We start from the raw sequence: 24969 nt of genomic DNA, 5'->3' as shown, positions 1-24969 counted from the left end.
TACTACTCCGAATTAAGCTTTGTGCTGTTTAATGAGTTCGATAAAGTGGTCGAATAACGGCGCTGCGTCTTCTGGACCTGGGCTTGCTTCAGGGTGACCCTGGAAGCTAAATGCTGGCTTATCTGTACGATGGATACCTTGTAGAGAACCATCAAATAGAGACTTATGCGTTGCACGCAGTGTGCTTGGTAGAGTCTCTTCATCAGCAGCAAAACCATGGTTTTGTGAAGTAATCATCACAATATCACGATCTAAATCTTTAACTGGGTGGTTAGCACCGTGGTGGCCAAACTTCATTTTCACAGTTTGTGCACCTGACGCTAGCGCAAGAATTTGGTGTCCTAGACAAATACCGAAAATTGGTAGTTCTTTTTCTAGGAATACTTTTGTCGCTTCAATTGCGTAATCACATGGTGCTGGGTCACCAGGGCCATTTGAAAGGAATACGCCATCAGGGTTCAAGGCTAGAACTTCTTCAGCAGAAGTTTGAGCAGGAACAACTGTTAAGCGGCAGCCTCGGTCGACAAGCATGCGCAGGATGTTTCGTTTTGCTCCAAAGTCGTAGGCAACAACGTGGTATGGCAACTCGCTGTCATCTTTCGCTTCAGGAAGACCACCCGTAAGCGTCCACGAACCTTGTTTCCATTGATACGCTTCTTTTGTTGTAACCTCTTTCGCAAGATCCATCCCCTTAAGACCAGGAAACTCTTTTGCTTTAGCCAGTGCTAACGCTTCATCAATATTGCTACCAGCAACAATACATCCGTTCTGAGCGCCTTTTTCACGCAAAATACGGGTTAGCTTGCGAGTATCGATATCTGCAATGCCAACAATATTTTGAGATTTAAGGTAATCAGAAAGAGAACGTTCGTTACGGAAGTTTGAAGCTAAAAGAGGTAGATCACGAATTACTAGGCCTTGAGCATGAATCGCTGAGGATTCTTCGTCTTCGGAATTCGTTCCGGTATTGCCAATGTGGGGATAAGTAAGGGTTACAATCTGTTGAGAATAGGAAGGATCAGTGAGGATTTCTTGGTACCCCGTCATCGAGGTGTTAAAAACGACTTCACCAACAGCTGAACCATCTGCGCCGATTGATTCACCGTGGAATACTGTCCCATCTTCTAGGACTAGCAGTGCTGACTTAATCAAGACAACCTCCAAAATAAAAATGCATTAAAAATGAATTAATTTGCAAATCTACCTTCCTTTTCGCTGTAAAACAGCGTTTTTATGGAAATTAGACAAATTGGCGGTATTCTAATTATGCTTGTGACATGTGTCAAGTTTTACTATTAATAAATCACTACTTTAATGGGGTAGCACTAATTTCCCATACAAAGCAGCTAAAAAAACAAGTTTTACCCCTAGAGCTTTATCGCACGGAGAGGGTTTAGCAAAAAAATCACTCGCAGAGGCGAAAGAAGACATGAGGATTGAGATTAAAAAAAAGCAATCGTTCAACAACCATAGTTAACATGTACTTTTAAGCCTTTAATGCAAACAAACAATCGTAACGGGTAAAATCAATGCATTAAAAAGCCATAAAAGCATTGAATTACGTATTAGAATTCGTAGAAGGGAAAAAGGAAGGTATATGCGCTGAGTTTTTTCAGCGCATAATTAATCATAGTAGAAAAAGCGGTTTAATCGTTATCTAAACCTAGAATGTGTCTCGCAGTTTAAAGATCGTTTAAACCGAGCACATCGGTCATCGTATAAAAACCCGCTGGTTTTGCATTGAGCCAAACAGCCGCTTTGATCGCACCATTTGCGAACGTCATTCGATCAGTCGCCTTATGGGTTATCTCAACACGTTCACCGATATCTGCAAACATTGCCGTGTGTTCACCAATGATGTCACCCGCTCGAATCGTGGCAAACCCAATTTCATCTTTTGTTCGCTCACCAGTGATGCCTTCTCGGGCCCAAACCGCAACATCATTAAGTTCGTTCCCCATTGCTCCGGCAATCGCTTCCCCCATACCAATTGCGGTACCAGATGGTGCATCGACTTTATGGCGGTGGTGAGCCTCAACAATTTCAACATCACAGTAATCGCCCATTACCTTGGCTGCTTTTTCTAGTAGTTTGAACACCAGGTTGACGCCAACACTGTAATTCGGTGCCATAACAATAGCGATATCTTTGGATGCTGCATCAATCTGCTGCTTTTCTTCTTCAGAGAAGCCTGTCGTACCGATTACAATCTGCTTTCCATATTTTTTACACAGTTCAATATTAGCAATTGTATTTACTGGAGCCGTAAAGTCGACAATCACGTCATACTCTTCAATAGACTTTTCAAGGCTGTCAACAATCGCTATATCTAGCTTACCTTCACCACATAGCTCACCTAGATCGACTCCGACTAATGAGGACTCCGGACGCTCTGATCCAGATGCGACTTTAGCTTCTTGATTTAAATAGGTCGCTTTTACTAGATTTCTTCCCATGCGGCCTGCAGCACCGGCGATTGCAACTCGTACCATTGACTTTTTCTCCCTTACATTTAGCTCACTATGAATAGCAAAACCTATTTTTGATCAAACTCACATAACTCTATTAGCTATATAAACTAACAACATTCCCCAACCTTGACTAGCGTTTAGGTAAACTCTTTTAGTACACGTTCAACAATAGGCAGATTCGCTTCAGGGAAACGATAGTGAGACAGTTCCTCTACTCTTACCCACTTTCCTTGCTGACCTTCTCTTCCATAAGGCTGATTATCAAACTCATGAACAATGATAAAGTCAAACTTTAACGACTTTTCTGGATAGTCATACTCTAAATGCTCAAAAAAGGATTGCTTAGTAACCACGATTCCAATCTCTTCATCAAGCTCTCTTGTCATCGCTTGCTCTGCTGTTTCCCCTAGCTCTACTTTTCCTCCAGGAAATTCCCAAAAGCCCCCTTTGTGTAACTTATCAGGTCTCTTGGTAATAAAGATTTGGGACTGTTTAGCATCAAAAATAATGCCCGCGACAATATGAATACGTTTCATCTTAATTCCTTTCATTCAACTCGCTTACTAAGTAAATGGCTGACCTAAGCAAAATTTAGTTAAAAAAAGAGCCGCTAATGCGACTCTTCATTTTTAATGACTACTGGAAAGAGTTAAGCAATCTTACCGTGACATTGCTTGTACTTTTTACCGCTACCACATGGACACGGCTCATTACGACCTACTTTTCGCTCATCACGAACAACTGGCTGTTGTCCGTCTTCTTGCTGCTCAGTTTCATTTCCAGCAAGTTGGTTATCAGCACTCGCATGTTGAGCTTGAGCTCTTTGAGCTGCAGCTTCCGCTTGAGCACGTCGCTGAGCTTCCATACGTTCAACTTCTTCTTGCTGTTGAACTCGAACTTTCGACAAAATCGTAATAACGTCAAACTTCAACGTATCAAGTAAACCTTCAAATAGCTCAAATGATTCACGTTTATATTCTTGTTTCGGGTTCTTTTGTGCGTAACCACGAAGATGAATACCTTGGCGAAGATGGTCCATTGCTGCCAAGTGCTCTTTCCAAAGCGTATCAAGTGTTTGCAGCATCACCGATTTTTCGAAGTTGCGTAGCACAGTTTCACCGACCGCCTCTTCTTTTGACTTATAAACTTCTACCGCATGAGCCAAGAGTTTTTCGCGAAGAGCCTCTTCATAAAGCTTATCGTCTTCATCAAGCCATGTTTGAATCGAGACTTCAATATCAAAGTCATTTTTCAGACGCTCTTCAAGACCAGGAATATCCCACATATCCTCTAATGATTGAGGGGCGATATATTCATCGATAATAGAGGTGAAGACATCAGCTCGGTTTTGCTCAAGCATCTCACTGATATTGTCAGTACTCATTAGTTCATCACGTAGCTCATAAACCACTTTACGCTGGTCATTGGCAACATCATCGTATTCAAGAAGCTGTTTACGAATATCGAAGTTACGACCTTCCACTTTACGCTGCGCTTTTTCAATTGAGCGAGAAAGCATACGACTTTCAATCGCCTCACCTTCATCCATTCCACTTTGAATTAAGCCAGCCATACGATCAGAGGTAAAGATACGAAGTAATGAATCTTCCATTGATAGATAGAAGCGAGATGAACCAGCATCACCTTGACGACCTGAACGACCACGTAACTGGTTATCGATACGGCGAGATTCATGACGCTCAGTACCAATAATATGCAAACCGCCCGCAGCTAAAACTTCATCATGGATAACTTTCCATTCGGCCTTAATTGCATCGATTTGCTCTTGTGTCGGATTTGATAGCGCTTCGACTTTTGCCTGCCAGCTACCACCAAGTACAATATCGGTACCACGACCCGCCATATTAGTAGCAATGGTAACTGCGCCAGGCGTACCTGCACTTGCTACAATTTCTGCTTCTTTTTCATGGAACTTCGCGTTCAGAACGTTATGTTTGATCTTTGCTTTCGTTAACGCGTTTGAAAGAAGTTCAGACTTTTCAATCGAAACCGTACCGACCAATGAAGGCTGACCTTTGGCAACACGTTCTTTAATATCTTCGATGATTGCATTGAATTTATCTTCTTCCGTACGATAGACCACATCTGGCATATCATCACGAATCATCGGTTTATTTGTCGGAATAACAACTGTATCTAAACCATAGATGGACTGGAATTCGAAAGCTTCTGTATCCGCTGTACCTGTCATACCTGACAGCTTTTCATACAGACGGAAAAAGTTCTGGAATGTGATCGAAGCTAAAGTCTGGTTCTCGTTTTGAATTTTCACACCTTCTTTAGCTTCTACAGCTTGGTGTAAACCTTCCGACCAACGACGTCCTGGCATCGTACGACCAGTATGTTCATCAACTATCACCACTTCGCCATCGTCATTAACGATGTAATCAACGTTACGCTCAAACAGAACGTGCGCACGAAGTGCCGCATTTACGTGGTGTAACAGACTAATGTTCGTTGGTGAATAAAGTGTGTCACCCTCTTCCATTAACCCATTTTTAAGCATCAGTTCTTCAACGAACTCTTGACCCGTCTCAGTCAAGTGAACTTGTTTGGATTTTTCGTCAAGCGTGTAGTGTGCATCACCACGGTACTCTTCAGAGTCTTCTTTCTCTTGGCGCTCAAGGTGTGGAATTAGAGTGTTGATCTTAGCGTATAGCTCAGAGCTATCTTCAGCCGGACCTGAAATAATAAGAGGGGTACGAGCTTCATCAATTAAGATAGAATCCACTTCATCGACGATGGCAAAGAATCGAGAACGTTGAACTCGATCTTCATTACGAAATGCCATGTTATCGCGCAAATAATCGAAGCCAAATTCATTATTCGTGCCGTAAAGAATATCGGCTAAGTACGCTTCTTTTTTCTCTTGAGGTGGCATATTGGCAACATTGACACCAACCGTCATCCCTAAAAATTCAAATAGAGGGCGGTTTGTTTCTGCATCACGCTTTGCAAGGTAGTCGTTGACCGTGATGACATGCACACCTTTACCAGGTAGAGCATTTAAGTATGCCGCTAACGTCGCTGTAAGTGTTTTACCTTCACCAGTACGCATTTCAGCAATTTGGCCTTCATTTAACACCATGCCGCCGATAAGCTGAACGTCAAAGTGGCGCATGCCGTAAACACGCTTAGACGCTTCACGAACCGTAGCAAATGCTTCTGGGAGAAGTTTATCGAGTGATTCCCCCTTCTCTAAACGCTCACGAAACTCAACCGTTTTCGCTTTTAATTCTTCGTCAGATAGAGCTTCGAAGCTTGGCTCGTAATTATTGATCTCTTTTACAATTTTTCTTAGGCGACGCAAGGTTCTGTCGTTGCGACTACCAAAAACCGATGTCAGTAGCTTAGTTATCATTTGCTAGGAATCTCTCTTAATTTAGACCGCATACGGTCTACTCTAAATGCCTTCAGTCTCGACCAGTTTTAAACTAAGGATACTGAGATAAATCATGTATCACCGATATTGTGGTGAGTCGTTGAATTTTCAAGGCGATAGTTATAATTAGTGACGATAGTTTAAGGAATTTTACCACTAACAACCAATAGCTTCGTCATTTGTTTGAAGCGCACTTAATTTTTTTTGCTAATTGGTTATCTATTGTGCCTATTTGCTACTACTCCCCATGGCATAGATGCACTAAAATAGCCTTAACACAACGATTGAGACTACCATGAGAGATCATCGCCCGACGTTAACGCAAGAGTTGCTTTCAGAATCTAAGCTTAATCAGATACAGCAGCACGCCAAAGAGATCTTAACGATTAACCAAGAACTGCAAAAGTTTCTTCCTGCCAATGTGGTTAAGCACTGCCGAGCGGCCAATGTTCGTGGCAGTCACTTACTACTAGAGGTCGCAAATGCTTCGATGAAGATGAAGCTAGATTATGATCGGCTGACCATTTTAAATCATCTGCGTTCTGCTGGATTCGCTCGGCTCATTTCACTTGAGGTCAAAATTAACCCCAGCTTATACCGACAGGAAGGGAGAACACCTAAGGAAGATGAATTTAAAAAACGCGCTCCACTATCGGAAAGCGCAGCTCAGGCTCTTCTTATTGTGGCAGAATCTGCACCGAAAAAAATTCAAGAACGATTGAAGCGAATAGCTCAACTCGCAAAGAAATAGCGTTCTGATTAGGAAGTAACTCAGGGAATTGTAGTGAGTAATACGATGGGCAATTAGAATGATTTAGATCGCTCGTAAAGTAGAAAGCTAAAAAAAACCAGACTTGATGTCTGGTTTTTTCTTTTAAACTTTTCTTTACGCTAAGACCATACTCGGGTCTGCAAAGGCGACTGGAGAGCCAGCTTGCTCTTCAAAGGTTGCCCATTCCCAAGCTTCTTGATCCGCTAACACAGCGCGTAGTAGTTGGTTATTTAAGCCATGACCTGATTTGTAAGCACGGAATTCGCCGATAATAGCGTGACCACACATGTAAAGATCACCAATCGCATCGAGTACTTTATGGGTTACAAACTCGTTTGCGAAACGAAGGCCTTCTTCATTAAGAATACGGTACTCGTCAAGCACGATTGCACAATCAAAGCTACCACCCAAACAAAGGTTCTGCGATTGAAGGTATTCAATATCTTTCATGAAACCGAAAGTACGAGCTCGCGAAATCTCTTTGATAAATCCTTGAGATGAGAAATCAAACTGTAAACGTTGTTCGTCAATCTCTATAGCAGGGTGATCGAATTCAATTTCGAAATCCATACGGAAGCCATTGAAAGGAACAAATTCTGCCCACTTATCACCATCTTCAAAGCGTACTGGTTTCTTGATACGGATAAAACGCTTAGGTGAATTTAATGTCTCAATACCAGCTTGTTGCAGTAAGAAAACAAACGGGCTTGCACTGCCATCCATGATTGGGATTTCAGGAGCATCAACTTCAACGATAACATTGTCAATTCCCATACCGGCAAGAGCGGCATTTAAATGCTCTACAGTAGAGATCCTTACACCGTCTTCATTAACTAAAGCGGTACAAAGCATTGTATCTCTCACTGACTCAGGGTCAGCAGGAAAATCAACAGGAGGATTAACATCAGTACGACGGTAAATAACGCCAGTATTTGCAGCAGCAGGGCGAAGAGTAAGCGTCACTTTACGACCAGAGTGGAGACCCACACCAGTTGTTTTCACTATCTCTTTCAAAGTACGTTGTCTAATCATCTACTTCCCTTAATAAACTCGCTACATATCACGGCCTGCAGTTATGCAGACCGCGCATGTTAACATAATATTGAACGCTGTCAAATTACGTACAGTTATTAATCAGCCTGACGACGTAAGAATGCTGGAATATCTAAGTAAGCATTTTCTTTCTCAGTTTTAGGTGCCGTAGCTGCCTGTCCTGAGTTCGATGTCGTCGGTGTTGCTGTCGGTTGCGCGGCAACCTGAGGTTTTTCCTGCAAAGGTTGTGCCGGTTTTTCCTCAGCTTTAACTATTGGTTGCTGTACTGGTGCAGCTTGCTGTTGTGGCTGAGCTACTGGAGCAACTTTCGTTTTACCACCCGCTACCAATGTAATGTCAGGTTTCTTCTCTGTGCCGATACCTGTTGCAACAACAGTGACTCGGATTTCATCCGTCATATCAGGATCTAAAGAAGTACCAATAACAACTGTTGCGTTATCTGATGCAAACGCTTTAACTGTATTACCAACAGTTTCAAACTCATCAAGACGCATGTCTAGGCCAGCAGTAATATTGACAAGTACGCCACGAGCGCCTGCTAGATCGATATCTTCTAATAGCGGGCTAGAAATTGCCGTTTCTGCGGCCTCTTCTGCTCGGTCTTCACCTTTTGAAATACCACTACCCATCATAGCGTGACCCATTTCCGACATCACCGTTCTTACATCGGCGAAATCGACGTTAATCATGCCTGGGCGAGTTATTAGCTCAGCAATACCTTGAACCGCATTTTTCAATACATTGTTTGCGCTGCCAAACGCTTCTAAGAGCGTCACACCGCGACCAAGTACTTTCAATAGCTTTTCGTTAGGGATCGTAATTAATGAGTCAACTGACTTCGATAATTCTTCAATACCCTGCTCAGCAAAGGCTAAACGCTTTTTGCCTTCGAAGCTAAATGGCTTAGTAACAACAGCTACCGTTAAAATTCCCAGTTCTTTAGCCACTTCTGCAATAACAGGAGCAGCTCCAGTACCTGTGCCACCGCCCATACCTGCGGCTATAAATACCATATCGGCACCAGTAAGAACTTCTTTAATTCTTTCTCGATCTTCTAAAGCAGCATCACGACCAACCTGAGGGTTAGCGCCAGCACCAAGACCTTTAGTAATATCACCGCCAATCTGAATAACGCTATTCACACTCGTCTTACGTAGTGCTTGTGCATCCGTATTGACACTGATGAATTCCACGCCTTCGATGGATTCACGTACCATGTGCTCAACGGCATTACCACCACCGCCACCAACTCCAACGACTTTAATTACGGCATCGTCAGACATTTCCATCATCGGTTCAAACATTTGTTATCTCCGTTTTTCCTGTTATTCAGGTTAAAACTCTTTTTGTATCCAATTACGTAAACGACCCACTAAACTCGACATTGACTGGCGTTTAGGTTCGCTATATTCAATGTCATCATTTATTTGGCTATCTTTAGCGTAATGGAGTAAACCAACAGCCGTAGAATGATACGGCTCTTTTACATAATCTGTTAAGCCACTAACTTCAAGAGGCTTACCAACGCGAACTTGATTGCGGAATACTCTTTCCGCACACTCTACCAACCCTTCAATCTGCGCTGCGCCTCCTGTGAGGACAACGCCAGCGGCAAGATGATGCTTGATGCCATCTTCTCGCAACTTAGTTTGAACAGTATCAATAGTTTGATTAACGAGCCCCATGAGTTCAGTGTAGCGAGGTTCAATCACTTCAGACAATGTTTGTCTTTGTAAACTTCGAGACGGACGCCCACCAACACTTGGTACGTTAACTGTATCATCTTTGCTTACGAGCTCACTGAGCGCGCAACCATATTTAACTTTAATTTCTTCAGCATCACTCACCGGTGTGCCAAAAGCAAAAGCGATATCACTCGTCACGGCATTACCCGCATACGAAAAGACCTCGGTATGACGTAACGCGCCACCAGTCCAAATAGAGACATCCATAGTACCTGCGCCGATATCCACGACACAAACCCCAAGCTCTCGCTCATCCTCAGTAATCACTGAGTTGCTTGATGCAAGACCAGAGTAGACCAACTGCTCAACCGTTAAGCCACAGCGCTCCACCGCTTTTACTAAATTCTTTGCCATATCATTATGGCTTGAGATCAAATGTACACTGACCTCCATGCGAACCCCAGACAAACCTAGTGGGTTTTTAATCCCCTCTTGATAGTCAATGGTAAACTCTTGCGGGATGACATGAAGAATTCGTAATTCATCACCAATCTTTATCGACTTTGCTGTATGAATGGCGCGATCCATATCTTCTTGAGTGACTTCCTCTTCAGATATCGTTCCCATGCCTTTTTCAATACGGCTCGCGATGTGACGACCAGATAGTGATAAAAAAACACTCTTGATTTGGCACTCAGCCATCATTTCAGCTTGGTCAATAGCTCTCTGTACGGACTTAACAACAGACTCTAAGTCATTGACGCCGCCTTTATCCATACCACGAGAGGTGCTGGTGCCCGCCCCAATGATATTAATTTGACCGTCTGGTAGCACTTCACCAACGAGTGCAGAGATGGTCGCTGTACCTATATCCAGACCAACAATCAGATTGTCATCTACAGCCTTAGTCATCCAAACTCTCTTGTTCTAAATCAGGTTCAGGGAACCACCCAACGGCAGCTCCAGTATCATATCTTAGGTCAATGTAGCTCACTCGCTCAGCATCATTTCCCAAATTCTTATACAGAGAGATAAAACGCGCAATGCGCTCCTCCATTGACTCTTTACCCAATTCTAAACGTATACCGTTATCTAGAATTATTTGCCAAGCTCGCCGGTCATTCAAAACCAATGATCCAATATTTAGATCTAGAGCTTGAAATAAGGGCGAAATCTCTCGCCAAACAGCCAAAACATGTTGACTACTATCCGCTGGGCCATAGAGTTTCACTCTATCACCTCTTAGCTGACCGATGTCACCATTAAATACATTACCTTTCGAGTTCAACAGCGCATAACCATTCCAAATAGCTTCTACTTGGTGCTCGGTCAAAAAGACTTTAATTGTATCAGGCCACTGCTTTCGAATTGCAGCTTGGGATACCCAGGGAATAGTTTGCACGGTCTCTTGAAGCGACTCGATATCTTGAGACATAAATGTGCCAATATGATCAAGCTTTGCAAAGGAGTGTTGAACATCCCGTGTTGTTACATATTCCATATCGCCTTGTAACACGATTTTCGAAAGGGGAAGACGTTGATCATCCCACATCCAAGAAAGCGTTGAATATAGCAATGTACCAATAAGCAATAAAACCGCAAGAAAGAACGCACCACCTACGGCGTGTTGCTGGACTATCGGTAGTTGTCCAACTCGGCGACCTTCACTTAAAGCACTTTTAATCAAGGCTCGTAGTCCTTAGCTTACCTGGCAATTGTCCCTATCCTACTTAGCTCAGTCTTACTTAGCGTGTTTGTGACACAATAGTAAAGGTAAAGCACTTACTTTAACCTTGAGATTATACTGAGCTAACCAAAAGTATCAAATACAGAATTCGATAATTAAGAGCTTGATATATACTAGCTTACGTATAACCCTTAAATCTAACTGGCCTACACGCTAATTACTTCATCTTATTGATATTTAACTCGAGAGTAGCAAGTTGTTTCGCTACTTTGCCAACATCTCCTGCACCTTGAGTTAGTACCAAGTCACCATCTTGTAAAACATTAGCTAAAACAGCAGGTAATGAATCTGTATCGGCGACAAAGATAGGGTCAATCTTACCGCGACTACGAATAGTTCGGCAAAGTGCTCGACCATCAGCACCCGCAATAGGTTGCTCACCCGCAGAATAAACATCCAACATTAGGAGCACATCGACTTGATCCAGTACATTAGCAAAATCATCGTACAAATCTCGAGTTCGAGAATAACGGTGAGGTTGGAACACCATCACTAAGCGCTTATCTTGCCAGCCACTTCGTGCCGCTTGAATGGTTACGTCCACTTCTGTTGGGTGATGACCGTAATCATCAACAAGCATCGCCTTGCCTTTGCCGGTATCAAACTCACCGAGGTGCTCAAATCGACGCCCCGTTCCTTCAGTACCAATCATGGCTGATAATATGGCTTCATCACTAATATCATCTTCAGTAGCAACCGCAATTGCCGCCGTTGCATTGAGAGCATTGTGACGGCCAGGAATATTCAAGGTTATATCGAGGTTCTCTTTCCCTTTACGCACAACGGTAAACATACCTTGTTGGCCATTTTGACGGTAATTCTCTAGTCGTACATCTGCATCTTCTGAAAACCCGTAAGTAATCACTTGACGACTAATGCGTGGAATAAGCTCCCTTACGACGGGATCATCGATACACACAATCGCCTGACCGTAAAATGGTAGGTTGTGCAAGAAATCTATAAACGTCTGCTTTAGAACCTCAAAGTCGCCACCATAGGTATCCATATGGTCCGCTTCAATATTTGTCACAATACTGACCATCGGCTGCAAGTGTAAGAAGGAGGCATCACTCTCATCCGCTTCAGCGATTAAAATTCGGCTAGAGCCTAATCTTGCGTTTGTACCCACGCTTTTTACTAATCCACCATTAACGAAGGTTGGATCAAGACCAGCTTCTGAATAAATCTGTGTCACTAAGGCCGTTGTCGTGGTTTTACCATGCGTCCCCGCAACAGCAATACCATGACGAAACCGCATGAGCTCTGCAAGCATTTCAGCACGTCGTACAATAGGAATTCTTAGCTCACGAGCCGCAACAATTTCAGGGTTGGCTTCATTAATTGCTGTAGAAACCACCACGACACTCGCCTGCGCGACATTACTCTCTTGGTGGCCAATAAAGACCGTTGCACCTTTCGATGAAAGACGCTCAGTAACTGGATTTTGTGCTATATCAGAACCAGTGATTTGATACCCTTCATTAAGCAGAACCTCGGCAATACCACTCATTCCCGCTCCGCCGATGCCTATAAAGTGAATACTTTTTACTCGGCGCATTTCTGGCACCATCGCTCTGATTTGAGCAAGGTCTTGTGTATGTTTAATGGTCATAGTTTTGTCTCGTTATATTCTAAGAGCAGCTACCTAATTAGCCCGACAACTTTAATTGGTGATCATCGACTTAAGGTAATAATGGCATCAGCGACAATAGTGTCTGCCTCAAGCTTTGCAGCATGTCTTGCATTACTTGCCATTTTTAACAACTGCACTCTATCTAATTCTTTAATCATATCGACAAGCTTATCAACCGTTAATTCTGGCTGCTCGATCATTTTCGCAGCACCTGATTCAACTAGGTGATCTGCATTAAGTGCTTGCTGTCTATCTTTATGCATAAAAGGAATAAAGATTGCGCCCACACCCGCTGCTGATAACTCAGAAACAGTTAGAGCCCCCGAGCGACAAACCACTAGGTCTGCCCATTGATATGCCGCAGAAACGTCATCAATAAACTCTAACGCTTCAAATTGATTAACATGATGTTGTTGGTAAAGAGCTTCGACTTCTGTTTGGTTATTTTTTCCCGCTTGATGACGGATCTGGTACTGGTCACCTAATTTTCCCATCACCTCTGGCAAAGTCTGGTTGAGAATTCGAGCGCCTTGACTCCCCCCCATGACAAGAATACGTATTGGACCAGTTCGTTCAGCTAACCTTTCTCTAGGATCAGCAATACTGGCAACATCATCACGAACAGGATTGCCAACAACCTCAGCGCTGTGAAATGCGCCAGGAAAGGCTTGAAAGACCTTCTTCGCTATTTTTGATAGCCATTGATTTGTTAATCCAGCAACCGCATTCTGCTCATGAAGAACAACTGGAACACCACTTAACCAAGCCGCAATACCACCAGGGCCACTGACGTACCCACCCATTCCTAGTACCGCATCTGGTTGCCAAGCCTTGATGTATCGTCTCGCTTGACTAATTGCACCTAGAATTTGAAAAGGTGCTTGCAATAAACCAAGGATTTTTTGCCCTCGAATTCCTTTGACTTTGATAAAGTCGATTTCAATACCATGCTTCGGTACAAGCTCGGCTTCCATACGATCGGCAGTGCCTAGCCAGCGGATTTCCCAACCTTGTTGTTGTAATTTTTTCGCAACGGCTAATCCAGGGAAAACATGCCCTCCCGTTCCACCAGCCATTACCAATAGTCGTTTATTCTTTGTCATCGTTATTATTTTCTAATCTTGAGTTTGGTTTTACATTGAGTCGACATTCGAAATCAATTCTCAATAAAATGGAGACGGCAACGGTCATAATAATGAGGCTTGAACCACCGTAGCTTATCAAGGGTAAGGTCAGCCCTTTGGTCGGAACAATGCCAGAAGCCGCGCCCACATTCACTAATGTTTGAAAGGCAAACCAAATGCCGATACCAAAGGCTAAATAACCGCCAAAAAGGTCTTGATGTTCAAAAGCTTTCTTGCCAATAAACAACGCTTTAAACACTAAACTAAAAATCAACATCAGCACAAGCACTACGCCTATAAAGCCAAGCTCTTCTGCCAGTACTGCAAATACAAAATCAGTATGCGCTTCGGGTAAATATTCTAGTTTTTGAATAGAGTTACCCAGCCCTTGCCCAAGCCACTCACCACGGCCAAACGCCATTAATGATTGAGTCAATTGATATCCGCTACCAAATGGGTCTTCCCATGGGTCGAGAAAAGAGGTCACACGCCTCATTCGATACGGCTCGGCGACAATCAAAGCGATAACAGCCATGACACCTGCAACCATCAAGGCGATAAATTGTGTCAGCTTCGCTCCGGCAATAAACAACATACCAAATAGAGTCACGAGCATTACAATCACGGTACCAAGATCAGGCTGAATCAATAACAACACAGCAAGAGCTGCAAACACCATGATTGGCTTCATAAAGCCGCCAAAAAAGGTCTCTCGCACTTCAGCTTGCTTTCTAACAAGATAACCCGCCATAAAAATAAATAGGGATAGCTTTGCCAACTCAGCAGGCTGTAAGTTAAATAGCCCCAAAGGGATCCAGCGTGACGCCCCATTGACCGATTTACCAACCAAAAGAACGATAATGAGCAAGAAAAATGAGATAGCCAGAAGTACCGAGCTATATTGGAGCCATTTTTTTAATGGCACTTGAAGCACTACTGCTGAAGTACAAATAGCTAACACGAGGAAAACTGCATGCCGAAACATGAAATGGAAAGGCTGATCGGTTAAACGCGAGCTAATTGGAAAAGAGGCCGACGTCACTATCACTAAGCCCGTTAACATCAAACCAAGCGATATCCATACTAGCTGCCTATCAAACAATGGCTCCGAGCTTGGGTGGGAAAACCATTGATGCACACCAGATAAAATGCCCTTTACTCGCATACCATTCCTATCGCTTGCTTACGCATTAAGTAATGCCAACTGGGTAAAAGCATCACCTCTTTTCATAAAGTTTGGGTACTGATCAAAGCTGGCACAAGCTGGTGATAACATCACCATATCACCACTCGTGAGCTTCGGTAAAATATCACCGATAACATCTTCCATCGTGGTGAACATTTTCGCAGACTCATGCAAGGGTAAAAAGCATTCTGCATCTGCTCCGTAGCAACACAGCTCTAAGTTCAGTGGTTGTAGAACCGGTTCTAACTCTGAAAAATCCGCGCCTTTGCCATCCCCACCCACAAGCAGATATAACGTACCTGGACACTCAAGCCCAGACAGAGCGGCAATGGTACTTGCAACATTGGTTGCTTTTGAGTCATTAACCCATTTAATACCGTTATTATTAGCGACAAGCTGGCATCGATGAGTCAAACCACTGTAAGACTTTAGTGCGTTTAGCCCCTTGGTGTAATCCACATTGGCTTGTGTTAATAGAGCAAGTACCACGAGTGCATTAGCCACATTATGTCGTCCAACGAGAGTAAGCTCATCCGTTGCAATAACCGGGTTATCTTGAGCAAATAAATGCTCTTTACCTAAATAACTGCCAATGCAAAAATCACTCTTCTCATCCAAACCAAAGGTAATAAGAGACTTGCCTTTTTCATCGGGATACGTTGCTTTATCTTGATGATTCACAATGCAGTAAGCAGCATGTTCAAATATACGCAGCTTTGCCTCTCGGTAATCATCCATCCCATCATATCGATCCATATGATCTTCAGAGAGATTGAGAAAAGCGGCCGCGGATAGCTTAAGTGTTGAGGTCGTTTCCAACTGAAAGCTAGATAATTCAAGAATATAAAGATCCGCATCTTGCTCTAGAAGATCCAAGGCAGGAACGCCGATATTACCACCAACACCGACAGTTAAGCCTGAAGCTTGCGCAACAACGCCTGTAAGATCAGTTACCGTACTTTTTCCATTGGAGCCCGTAATAGCAATAACAGGCTTATCTCCTTGCTTAGCTACCTGCCAAGCAAACAGCTCAATATCACCAACGATCTTTATTCCGGCCTGCGCAACTTGTTTAAGCTCAGGCGTAGCCAACGCTATACCTGGATTAACAACAACAAGATCAGCCTCTAGCAACCACTCAAGATTCCAACCACCTTGATGCAGTTGAACTTGCTCAGAAAGCCGTTCACTTCCAGGCGGTGCGGTGCGTGTATCAATGACCTTAATTGACAACGCTTTTGGTAATCTTTGCAAGTGATTAACGACTGAGAGTCCGGTAATACCGAGCCCTACAACCACAACCTTTTCAATTTTATCCCAAGGATTCATTGGCTATCCATAATAACGATTCTACAGCGACAACTAACGGATTAACGTACTTTCAGTGTTGCTAGCCCAATTAGCACTAACACAATAGAGATGATCCAAAAACGTACGATGACTCGTGGTTCAGGCCAACCTTTTAATTCGTAATGGTGGTGTATTGGTGCCATGCGGAAAATTCGCTGACCGCGGAGTTTATAAGAACCAACCTGTAAAATAACCGACAATGTTTCAATAACAAACACACCGCCCATGATCACTAATACGAACTCCTGACGAACAAGTACTGCAATCGTCCCAAGTGCACCGCCTAATGCGAGTGAGCCAACATCGCCCATGAACACTTGCGCTGGATAAGTGTTAAACCATAGAAAGCCTAAGCCTGCACCAACAATAGCAGTACAGACAATAACAAGTTCAGAAGCTAAAGGAATATGCGGAATATGTAAGTAGTTTGCAAAGTTAACATTACCCGTTGCCCAAGCAATTGCGGCAAATCCAGCAGCAACTAAAACGGTAGGCATGATCGCTAGACCATCAAGACCGTCGGTTAGGTTAACCGCATTACTGGTACCGACGATAACGAAATAAGTCAGCACAATGTAGAACAAACCAAGTTGAGGCATCACTTCTTTGAAGAATGGCACCACAAGCTGCGTAGCGGCGGTATCTTTACCATGCCAATAAAGTGCAAACGCGACAACTAGCGCAATCGCTGACTGCCAGAAGTACTTCCAACGTGCAATCAAGCCATCACTATTTTTTCGCACCACTTTACGATAATCATCGACAAAGCCAACAGCACCATAACCGCCAAGAACACCGATAACAGCCCAAACGTAAGGATTTGATAAATCAGCCCACAGCAGAACGGTAATAATAATCGCAGCAAGAATCATGATGCCACCCATTGTCGGGGTGCCGCGTTTACTAAAGTGTGACTCAGGGCCATCGTTACGAACAACTTGCCCAATTTGCAGCATCTGCAAACGCTTGATCAGTCGTGGTCCCATCCACAAAGAGATCGCGAGTGCGGTCAATATGCTGACAATCGCTCTAAACGATAGGTATTCAAACAAGCGAAAAAAAGACACATATGGCTGAAATAACTCTGCAAGCCAAATAATCATGAATGGTTCTCCTTTAAAGCAGCCACAACTTTACTCATCCCAGCACTATTTGCCCCTTTGACCAATAGCGTGTGGTGTTGTTTATTATGTTGTTCTAAATGCTGCTTAATGTATGCGTTCATACGTTCATGTGTTTCAAAATGATGACCTTGGCAAAGATCACTAATGACTTTCGCATCTTTGCCATACGTCAAAACGTACTCAAAATTAAATCGGGCTGCATATTCACCGACTTGGCGATGAAGTGCAAGACTTTCACTGCCTAACTCCGCCATATTACCTAAAATTAACCAACGTTTGTCTTGGAAACTGGCTAACAAGTCAACGGCGGCATTCATTGCAGGAACACTGGCGTTGTAACTGTCATCAATGAGTCGGATTGATGAGGTAAGTTCAATCGCCTCGACTCGACCTTTCACTTCATTTAAGTGACTCAAGCCATGTTTAATCTCTTCCAGTCCGACTCCAAGTTCTATAGCGAGTGCCGAGGCTGCTAATGCATTGGCAATATTGTGTCGCCCAATGATACCTAATTGAATAGTTATACTGCCTTGTGGCGTTTGCATCAAAAATTGAGCGGCTCCTAGTTCATTTATTGAGACGTCAGAAGCGAAAAGGTCCGCTTTAGACTGTTCTGTTGAAAAAGCGATCACTTTCTTATCAGACAGAACGTTATCCCAATATTCGCCCCCATTGCTGTCGAGGTTTACAATCGCCACACCGTTTTGAGGTAATCCTTGATAGATCTCCCCCTTAGCCACTTTCACGCCATCAATGGAGCCAAACCCTTCTAAGTGAGCTGCAGCAACATTGTTTACCAGCGCAATATCAGGTTTCACTAAGTCGGTTGTATAAGCAATTTCACCAATGTGATTCGCCCCCAGCTCAATTACCGCATAATCGTCACTAGGTTCAGATCGAAGCAGTGTTAAGGGGGCGCCTATATCATTATTAAAATTACCCGCGGTATACAACACCTGACCTTGTCGGGTAAGAATACTTGCCAGCATCTCTTTTACTGTGGTTTTTCCACAGCTTCCTGTAATGGCGACAGTTGGGGTCTTGCATTGCTGATGAACCCACGAGCTAAGTTGCCCCAGAGCTAATTTAGTATCGTCAACAAGCAACTGAGTGACCCTAACATCACATTGACGTTCCACAAGAAGTGCTACTGCACCATTTTCTACGGCCTGTTCGACAAAGTTATGCGCATCGAAACGCTCACCAACGAGAGCGATAAACAGCGTATAGGGTTCAATCTTGCGAGTATCTGTCGACACTTGACTTACTGAGGCATCATCACCAACGAGTTTCGCGCCTAACACCTCAGCTAATTGAGATAATGACACTGAGATCATAGTTCGATTCCTAATAACTGTTGAGCTGACTCTCTATCAGAATAGTGGACTGTTTCATTGGCCATCACTTGATAGTCTTCATGTCCTTTTCCTGCCAACAAAATAATATCCTGATTATCGGCTTGCGATAAAGCGTAGCAAAGCGCTTGGTATCGATTGTGTTCTACGTGTGCTTTCTCAGCAAAGTCTAGCCCTGCTAGCATGTCTGATACGATTAACTCAGGTGATTCACTGCGTGGGTTATCATCGGTAAGAATGATTTTGTCCGCATGCGTTTCAGCTATCTTTGCCATCATTGGTCGCTTGCCCGTATCTCTATCTCCACCACAACCGAAAATAGCCCAAAGCTTTCCAGAGCAATGAACTTTAAGAGCCATTAATGCCTTTTCTAATGCATCAGGAGTATGTGCATAATCGACCACTACTTTTGCCTGTTGGAGGTTCTTAAATAACTCCATACGCCCAAGTACGGGGGAGATTTTTGGTGCCGTCTCAATCAAGCTCTGTTTATCAAAGCCTAAACTGAGCAAGGTGGTTAGAGCGAGCAATAGGTTACTGGCATTGAACTCACCGATTAGAGGGGCTGTAAATGTACCATCACCAAACTGCCCTGAAAATGAGAGTGATATGCCAGATTCACTGTATTGAACACCTGTCGCGTAAACTCGATTATCTGAGTCATTAGCCGTACTTAACGAGACACCAATAGAGTTTGGTAACTCATCACACCATTGAGCGCCCACTGAATCATCAATATTGATCACCGCAGTCTTACACTGGTGTTGAGTAAAGAGTGTTTTTTTCGCCTCTCCATACTCTTTCATCGTACCGTGGTAATCTAGGTGATCTCGGCTTAGATTCGTAAATACCCCAACATTAAAGGCTAAGGCACTCACTCGCCCTTGAACCAACCCATGAGACGATATCTCTAATGCGGCATAATCAGCGCCATCAACGGCGAGTTGGTTTAATGTCTGCTGAATTTCAATGGCGCTACCAGTGGTATTCAGTGCTGGTTTTAAGTTCGCTAGGAAACCATTTCCAGTGGTCCCCATCACTGCAGCTGATTCACCTAACAAGCCAATCCATTGAGCAATCAATTGAGTGATGGTGGTTTTTCCATTCGTTCCTGTCACACCGATTAATGCCTTGGGCTTCATAGAATAGAGACGACTAGCGAGGCGGGATAGATAAGTATCTAGATCATTAAGGTAGATAACCGAGGCTGTAGACGTAGAAACAATGTCTCCGTGGGCATGTTGCTCGCATGCTTGAGCGATAACCGAAGATGCCCCTTGTTTAATTGCCGCTTCGATATATTGGCGTCCATCAACTTGGTGACCTTTAACGGCTACGAAAGTATCACCTGCTGTAACCTTGCGGCTATCGAGTTCTAGATGAGTCACAGGTTGTTGTTCAATGTCCTGCTTAGTTAAATCAACCCAAGGTGACAATAACTGCCCTAGCGTCATTTCAGAATTCATGCTCTTCATCTCTTAATTTGTAACTTTTAATTGATTCTCATCTGGCGCGACATTGAGTATTTGCAACGCACCTTTCATTATCTCTGAGAAAACAGGACCTGCTACCGAGCCGCCATAATAGTTATCACCTTGAGGTTCATTGACGACAACGACTAAGGCTAATCTTGGGTTACTCGCAGGGGCAACACCGGCTGTATAAGCGAAATATTCATCGCCATACCCACCAGCAACGGCTTTACGCGATGTACCGGTTTTCGCCGCAATACGATAGCCTGGTACGGCTGCTCTTGTTGCGGTACCACCGGGTTGTGTAACCGTTTCAAGCATCTCTAATACTAGACGAGCATTATCTTTACCAATAACTTGTCTTGAAAGATCTTGCTGATTGTTTTCAATGATATGGATCGGTTGATACTCACCGTAATTGCCTAAGGTCGCATAGGCATGAGCAAGTTGTAGAGGGGTAATCGTTAAGCCATAACCAAATGACAAAGTCGCGATCTCATGCTTTGACCAGCGACGTCTATTAGGAAAGATACCCGAGGTTTCGCCAACAAGATTAAGACCTGAGGTCTCACCAAATCCTATTGAACTGTACATACCCAGAAGTGCTTCTAAAGGCATGTCTAATGCAAGCTTGGCAACGCCAATATTACTCGATTTTTGGAGTATCGTGGTTAGGTCTGCTTTCCCAACCTTGGAAGTATCAACAACGCGACTTCCCCCTAATCGCATTACGCCATTTCCAGTATCAATAACGGTATCTGGAGTAGCGGAGCCTTCCTCAAGAGCGGCTAATACAACAAAAGGTTTTACTGTAGAGCCAGGTTCAAATGCGTCGGTAATAACACGATTACGCATCTTAAACGACTGTAAATCAGAGCGGTTATTTGGGTTATAGGATGGTGCGTTAACCATTGAAAGCACGGCACCACTTTTGACGTCCAAAAGAATGGCAGAACCAGACGTTGCTCGAGTGTCGGCAACGGCCTGCTTAATCGCTCTATAAGAAATAGCCTGTAAACGCTGATCTATGGTTAGCTCAAGAGGCTTTCCTTCCTCTTGCTTTTCTAAAGAGATATTCTCTACAACACGGCCATAACGATCTTTACGTATAATTCGCTTGCCCGCTTCACCGGTAAGCCATTTATCATAGCTTCGCTCAACCCCTTCTAAACCATGACCATCAATACCTGTCACTCCCACTAAGTGAGCACTTACCTCACCGGCTGGATAGTAACGTCTTGATTCAGATTTAAGGCCAACACCGGTCAATTTAAGTTCACGTATATAATTCGCCATCGCCGGGCTAACTTGTCGTTGAAGGTAGATAAAGCGGCGAGACTCGTTATTTTCAATTCTTTCAATCAATCCGTTACGATCAAGACCTAATACATCCGCAAGTGCATACCATCTATCGCGATCGTCTAAACCACTCTTCCTAAATATGGCGACAGGATCTGCCCAGACAGCTTCAACAGGGACACTCACCGCCAATGGTTCACTATTTCGATCGGAGATGATCCCTCTTGCAGAATGAATGGTTTTTGCCCTAACCGTACGCATATCACCCTGACGGATAAGATTGTCTGGCTCAATAACCTGAATATAGCCAATGCGACCAACCAGAATGGCAAAACAGGCAAAAACACAAAAAATAACAAGGTAAAAGCGCCAGCGAATTAATAGAGGTGCATCTTCCGTGGATTTGGATTTACTGCTTTTAGGGGTGACTGAGGTTTTTTTGCTTTTCATTGCAGGTTAATGATCACTTCTTTATCCGCGTCAGGACGACGCATCTCAAGCTCTTTCTTTGCCATTGCTTGTACTCGGCTATGCTCCGCTAGAGCCGTCTCTTCCAAGATGAGGTTTCGCCATTCATTAGAGAGATGGTCTCGATTGAGTAGCATCGTATTTTTTTCAGAAATAGCTTGTCGAGAGTGGTGAGTAATGAACACCACTCCCATCGCACTAGTAAAGATTAAAATCAGCATCAATAGTGGTAAACGACCGACCGTACACAGGTCAGTAATAATTATTTTTGCTAAGTTTACTTGGCGATCACTCATATAGATTACAGTTTTTCAGCGATACGAAGTACTGAACTGCGTGAACGAGGGTTTTGCTCAACTTCTTGCTCTGTGGGCTTATTCGCTTTGCCAATTGGTTTCAAGTCTGCAGAGCCTAACGCACTAATCTGCGCTTCGGTAAGAGGAATGCCATGAGGAACTTGTGGTCCTTTGCTCTCTTTACGAATAAAGCGCTTCACCATTCGATCCTCAAGTGAATGGAAACTGATCACAGATAAGCGACCTTGAGGGGCAAGAATACTCGCTGCACCTTTTAATGCAGTATCAATCTCTTCAAGTTCGCTGTTAATGTAAATTCTAAAGGCTTGAAAAGCACGAGTGGCTGGGTGCTTCTTCTCTTTAAAACTTTTAGGCGCCGCTTCTGAGATTAACTTTGCTAGCTGACTTGTGCGCGTAAGTGGCTCTTTCTCTTCATCATCACGGTGAGCAACAATCGCTTTCGCAATACGACGTGCATGCTTGTCTTCGCCAAACTCACGAATAACCCAAGTAATGTCGTCTAAATCCGCACCTAATATCCACTCTGAAACGGAGATACCGGAGGTCGGATCCATACGCATATCAAGTGGGCCATCTTTCATAAAGCTAAAGCCACGCTCTGCATCGTCTAGTTGAGGCGATGAAACACCTAGATCGAGCAAGACACCGTCAACTTTTCCAACAAGATCATAACGCTCTGCGTATTCAGCCATGCCAGAGAAAGGACCATGGATGATCGTAAAACGAGGGTCATCAATCTTTTTTGCTTCAGCGATCGCTTGTGGATCTCTATCAATACTGAATAAACGTCCATTCTCACCTAGCTGAGACAAGATAGTTCGGCTGTGACCACCACGCCCAAACGTACCGTCGATATAGGTACCGTCAGGTTTAATCGCCAATCCATCGATCGACTCGTGGAGTAAAACAGAAATATGTTGGAATGATTCAGTCATGTTGGTCTCATCAAGCTTGGGCTGAAGGCGATAACACTAAAATACAGATAAACATCAGTGTACTGATTTCACGAGCTATCGCTACTGTTTGCGCAAAACATCACGTGATATTGCGCTAAGTTTAGTGTTAACAAAATAATTTTCGTCAATATAAAGCAAAAAACCCATCATAACTCTACGTTATGATGGGTCTCGAATTGGTGGAGTTGACACATACGCCGGGTTCTGTCTCCGCTTTCGCGGCGGTAACCATTCGTCTAGGCCTGCAATCGCTCACAGGCTCAAGCAATCTACCCGCCCCCATACGCGAGCAGCGCAATGTGAGGGCCTATTTGATCTTGCTCCGGGTGGAGTTTACCTTGCTACGCACTGTTGCCAGACGCACGGTGCGCTCTTACCGCACCCTTTCAGCCTTACCTGTGCCTCTTCCGAAGAAATGAGGCCATCGGCGGTCTTCTCTCTGCTGCACTTGTCGTTAGCTCACGCTACCCAGGCGTTACCTGGCACCCTGCTCTAAGGAGCCCGGACGTTCCTCCCCTTCATCAGTCTCCCGAAGGACATCAATGAAGCAGCGATTACCCAGTCAACTCCGAGGCGGATTGTATAGATAAGCGAACAGTGTGTCTAGAGTGAAGTCAGTTTAAACCTCTTAAGAGCTCAACGGCCTACTTATTCGTTCAACAAACAACCAATACGGGCAATTTAATCGAGGTTTTCAAGGCCCCATTTATACAGAGCGTTTTTCTTTAAGTTGTAGATTTCAGCGGTCATCGCTGCGGCCTTTTTAAGAGGCAACTCTTTGGTCAAAATCGTCAACGTTCTCGTGACTTCTTCTGCAATAGTATCGTCTGCAATTTCACGATAACCGTGAATCAACAATACCATTTCACCACGGCGCTGATTTTCATCACTGCTCACCCACTCAATAAGCTCACTCAAAGGTAACATTTTAATGGTTTCAAACGTCTTAGTAATCTCACGCGCCAGTACGACCTCTCTGTCTGGGCCTAATATATCCAACATATCAGCCAGCGAATCTAAAATTCGGTGTGGTGATTCATAGAATATACAAGTGCGCTCAGCTTTGGCGATTTCAAGAAACTTATCTTTACGTCCTTTGCTCTTAGGCGGTAAGAAACCTTCAAAACTAAAACGGTCCGATGGCAAGCCAGACGCGCTCAACGCCGTTATAACCGCACAAGCACCAGGCAGCGGCACAACTCTAACACCCGCTTGACGACATTTATTCACCAAGTGGTATCCTGGATCACTAATTAATGGGGTTCCAGCATCTGAAACTAATGCAATGGACTGCCCGTCACATAATCTATCAACTAAGACTTGAGCTTTTTGCTGTTCATTGTGATCATGTAAAGGGAACGTTTTAGTTTTAATATTGAAGTGAGCAAGTAATCGACCAGTATGGCGGGTATCCTCAGCTGCGATAACGTCAACCGTTGATAAAACATCAATGGCGCGCTGGGTAATATCACCTAAATTGCCAATTGGAGTCGGAACAATATAGAGAGTTGGGATCTCTGCAGGCAATGTTTTGTTATCTGTCATTTGTTTACC

20 protein-coding genes and 1 other RNA gene are annotated in these 24969 nt (G+C 43.8%); 1 reads left to right on the top strand and 20 read right to left on the bottom strand.

The window, feature by feature from the left end:
- Window positions 1–12: 12 nt before the first annotated feature.
- The 4 genes from carA to secA form a co-directional block, all read right to left on the bottom strand.
- Window positions 13–1152, bottom strand: coding sequence for a glutamine-hydrolyzing carbamoyl-phosphate synthase small subunit (gene carA, locus KP803_RS16240; protein WP_248009907.1), 1140 nt, complete (start codon window positions 1150–1152; stop codon window positions 13–15).
- A gap of 530 nt (window positions 1153–1682) precedes the next feature.
- Window positions 1683–2492 (bottom strand): 4-hydroxy-tetrahydrodipicolinate reductase, encoded by an 810-nt coding sequence (gene dapB, locus KP803_RS16235; RefSeq protein WP_248009906.1) that lies wholly within the window; start codon window positions 2490–2492, stop codon window positions 1683–1685.
- Between the two features lie 116 nt (window positions 2493–2608).
- Window positions 2609–3007, bottom strand: a complete 399-nt coding sequence (gene mutT, locus KP803_RS16230) for an 8-oxo-dGTP diphosphatase MutT (protein ID WP_248009905.1) — start codon at window positions 3005–3007, stop codon at window positions 2609–2611.
- Window positions 3008–3120: 113 nt separating this feature from the next.
- The gene (secA, locus tag KP803_RS16225) at window positions 3121–5853 is read right to left on the bottom strand and encodes a preprotein translocase subunit SecA (RefSeq protein ID WP_248009904.1); all 2733 of its coding nucleotides are present in this window, start codon (window positions 5851–5853) and stop codon (window positions 3121–3123) included.
- A 316-nt stretch (window positions 5854–6169) separates the two neighbouring features.
- On the opposite strand from secA, the gene KP803_RS16220 reads away from it, so the two are divergent.
- A complete protein-coding gene (locus tag KP803_RS16220; protein WP_248009903.1) occupies window positions 6170–6625 on the top strand; it encodes a DUF721 domain-containing protein in 456 nt (151 codons plus the stop codon).
- 135 nt (window positions 6626–6760) lie between these two features.
- Here the strand turns inward: KP803_RS16220 and lpxC are convergent, their stop codons facing one another.
- The 16 genes from lpxC to rsmI all read right to left on the bottom strand — a co-directional run bounded on the left by lpxC (window position 6761) and on the right by rsmI (window position 24960).
- The gene (gene lpxC, locus KP803_RS16215) at window positions 6761–7678 is read right to left on the bottom strand and encodes a UDP-3-O-acyl-N-acetylglucosamine deacetylase (protein ID WP_248009902.1); all 918 of its coding nucleotides are present in this window, start codon (window positions 7676–7678) and stop codon (window positions 6761–6763) included.
- A gap of 98 nt (window positions 7679–7776) precedes the next feature.
- Window positions 7777–9003 carry a cell division protein FtsZ gene (ftsZ, locus tag KP803_RS16210; RefSeq protein WP_248009901.1) on the bottom strand — a complete coding sequence of 409 codons (1227 nt, stop codon included), beginning with the start codon at window positions 9001–9003 and terminating at the stop codon, window positions 7777–7779.
- A gap of 30 nt (window positions 9004–9033) precedes the next feature.
- Window positions 9034–10296, bottom strand: coding sequence for a cell division protein FtsA (ftsA, locus tag KP803_RS16205; RefSeq protein WP_248009900.1), 1263 nt, complete (start codon window positions 10294–10296; stop codon window positions 9034–9036).
- Complete coding sequence (locus tag KP803_RS16200; protein ID WP_248009899.1) at window positions 10289–11071, bottom strand: cell division protein FtsQ/DivIB; 783 nt, start codon at window positions 11069–11071, stop codon at window positions 10289–10291. The genes ftsA and KP803_RS16200 overlap by 8 nt, the downstream gene beginning before the upstream one ends.
- Window positions 11072–11288: 217 nt before the next feature.
- Window positions 11289–12743: a UDP-N-acetylmuramate--L-alanine ligase gene (murC, locus tag KP803_RS16195; RefSeq protein ID WP_248009898.1), complete on the bottom strand. Its 1455-nt coding sequence runs from the start codon at window positions 12741–12743 to the stop codon at window positions 11289–11291.
- Window positions 12744–12805: 62 nt separating this feature from the next.
- Window positions 12806–13867, bottom strand: coding sequence for an undecaprenyldiphospho-muramoylpentapeptide beta-N-acetylglucosaminyltransferase (gene murG, locus KP803_RS16190; RefSeq protein ID WP_248009897.1), 1062 nt, complete (start codon window positions 13865–13867; stop codon window positions 12806–12808).
- On the bottom strand, window positions 13854–15053 hold the full coding sequence (gene ftsW / locus KP803_RS16185; RefSeq protein WP_248009896.1) for a cell division protein FtsW: 1200 nt from the start codon (window positions 15051–15053) through the stop codon (window positions 13854–13856). Before ftsW ends, murG begins: the two co-directional genes overlap by 14 nt.
- Window positions 15054–15071: 18 nt before the next feature.
- Window positions 15072–16403, bottom strand: a complete 1332-nt coding sequence (murD, locus tag KP803_RS16180) for a UDP-N-acetylmuramoyl-L-alanine--D-glutamate ligase (RefSeq protein WP_248009895.1) — start codon at window positions 16401–16403, stop codon at window positions 15072–15074.
- Window positions 16404–16444: 41 nt separating this feature from the next.
- Window positions 16445–17527: a phospho-N-acetylmuramoyl-pentapeptide-transferase gene (gene mraY / locus KP803_RS16175; RefSeq protein ID WP_248009894.1), complete on the bottom strand. Its 1083-nt coding sequence runs from the start codon at window positions 17525–17527 to the stop codon at window positions 16445–16447.
- Window positions 17524–18885: a UDP-N-acetylmuramoyl-tripeptide--D-alanyl-D-alanine ligase gene (gene murF, locus KP803_RS16170; protein WP_248009893.1), complete on the bottom strand. Its 1362-nt coding sequence runs from the start codon at window positions 18883–18885 to the stop codon at window positions 17524–17526. The genes mraY and murF overlap by 4 nt, the downstream gene beginning before the upstream one ends.
- On the bottom strand, window positions 18882–20369 hold the full coding sequence (gene murE, locus KP803_RS16165) for a UDP-N-acetylmuramoyl-L-alanyl-D-glutamate--2,6-diaminopimelate ligase (protein WP_248009892.1): 1488 nt from the start codon (window positions 20367–20369) through the stop codon (window positions 18882–18884). Before murE ends, murF begins: the two co-directional genes overlap by 4 nt.
- 12 nt (window positions 20370–20381) lie before the next feature.
- Complete coding sequence (locus KP803_RS16160; protein ID WP_248009891.1) at window positions 20382–22124, bottom strand: penicillin-binding transpeptidase domain-containing protein; 1743 nt, start codon at window positions 22122–22124, stop codon at window positions 20382–20384.
- Window positions 22121–22438, bottom strand: a complete 318-nt coding sequence (gene ftsL, locus KP803_RS16155; RefSeq protein WP_248009890.1) for a cell division protein FtsL — start codon at window positions 22436–22438, stop codon at window positions 22121–22123. Before ftsL ends, KP803_RS16160 begins: the two co-directional genes overlap by 4 nt.
- A 5-nt stretch (window positions 22439–22443) precedes the next feature.
- A complete protein-coding gene (gene rsmH / locus KP803_RS16150; RefSeq protein ID WP_248009889.1) occupies window positions 22444–23394 on the bottom strand; it encodes a 16S rRNA (cytosine(1402)-N(4))-methyltransferase RsmH in 951 nt (316 codons plus the stop codon).
- A 198-nt stretch (window positions 23395–23592) separates the two neighbouring features.
- Window positions 23593–23985, bottom strand: an RNA gene (rnpB, locus tag KP803_RS16145) — RNase P RNA component class A.
- A 111-nt stretch (window positions 23986–24096) separates the two neighbouring features.
- The gene (gene rsmI / locus KP803_RS16140; RefSeq protein ID WP_248009888.1) at window positions 24097–24960 is read right to left on the bottom strand and encodes a 16S rRNA (cytidine(1402)-2'-O)-methyltransferase; all 864 of its coding nucleotides are present in this window, start codon (window positions 24958–24960) and stop codon (window positions 24097–24099) included.
- Window positions 24961–24969: the final 9 nt, after the last annotated feature.

The sequence above is a fragment of the Vibrio amylolyticus genome, from assembly GCF_023145695.1.
In the GTDB taxonomy this organism is placed as follows: Bacteria; Pseudomonadota; Gammaproteobacteria; order Enterobacterales; family Vibrionaceae; genus Vibrio; species Vibrio amylolyticus.
This window is presented reverse-complemented; position numbering and strand designations above follow the sequence as displayed.

Coding starts and splice junctions, on each gene's coding strand:
- dapB (WP_248009906.1), bottom strand. CDS start 2,492: ATGGTACGAGTTGCAATCGCCGGTGCTGCAGGCCGCATGGGAAGAAAT.
- mutT (WP_248009905.1), bottom strand. CDS start 3,007: ATGAAACGTATTCATATTGTCGCGGGCATTATTTTTGATGCTAAACAG.
- secA (WP_248009904.1), bottom strand. CDS start 5,853: ATGATAACTAAGCTACTGACATCGGTTTTTGGTAGTCGCAACGACAGA.
- KP803_RS16220 (WP_248009903.1), top strand. CDS start 6,170: ATGAGAGATCATCGCCCGACGTTAACGCAAGAGTTGCTTTCAGAATCT.
- lpxC (WP_248009902.1), bottom strand. CDS start 7,678: ATGATTAGACAACGTACTTTGAAAGAGATAGTGAAAACAACTGGTGTG.
- ftsZ (WP_248009901.1), bottom strand. CDS start 9,003: ATGTTTGAACCGATGATGGAAATGTCTGACGATGCCGTAATTAAAGTC.
- ftsA (WP_248009900.1), bottom strand. CDS start 10,296: ATGACTAAGGCTGTAGATGACAATCTGATTGTTGGTCTGGATATAGGT.
- murC (WP_248009898.1), bottom strand. CDS start 12,743: ATGACCATTAAACATACACAAGACCTTGCTCAAATCAGAGCGATGGTG.
- murG (WP_248009897.1), bottom strand. CDS start 13,867: ATGACAAAGAATAAACGACTATTGGTAATGGCTGGTGGAACGGGAGGG.
- ftsW (WP_248009896.1), bottom strand. CDS start 15,053: ATGCGAGTAAAGGGCATTTTATCTGGTGTGCATCAATGGTTTTCCCAC.
- murD (WP_248009895.1), bottom strand. CDS start 16,403: ATGAATCCTTGGGATAAAATTGAAAAGGTTGTGGTTGTAGGGCTCGGT.
- mraY (WP_248009894.1), bottom strand. CDS start 17,527: ATGATTATTTGGCTTGCAGAGTTATTTCAGCCATATGTGTCTTTTTTT.
- murF (WP_248009893.1), bottom strand. CDS start 18,885: ATGATCTCAGTGTCATTATCTCAATTAGCTGAGGTGTTAGGCGCGAAA.
- murE (WP_248009892.1), bottom strand. CDS start 20,369: ATGAATTCTGAAATGACGCTAGGGCAGTTATTGTCACCTTGGGTTGAT.
- KP803_RS16160 (WP_248009891.1), bottom strand. CDS start 22,124: ATGAAAAGCAAAAAAACCTCAGTCACCCCTAAAAGCAGTAAATCCAAA.
- ftsL (WP_248009890.1), bottom strand. CDS start 22,438: ATGAGTGATCGCCAAGTAAACTTAGCAAAAATAATTATTACTGACCTG.
- rsmH (WP_248009889.1), bottom strand. CDS start 23,394: ATGACTGAATCATTCCAACATATTTCTGTTTTACTCCACGAGTCGATC.
- rsmI (WP_248009888.1), bottom strand. CDS start 24,960: ATGACAGATAACAAAACATTGCCTGCAGAGATCCCAACTCTCTATATT.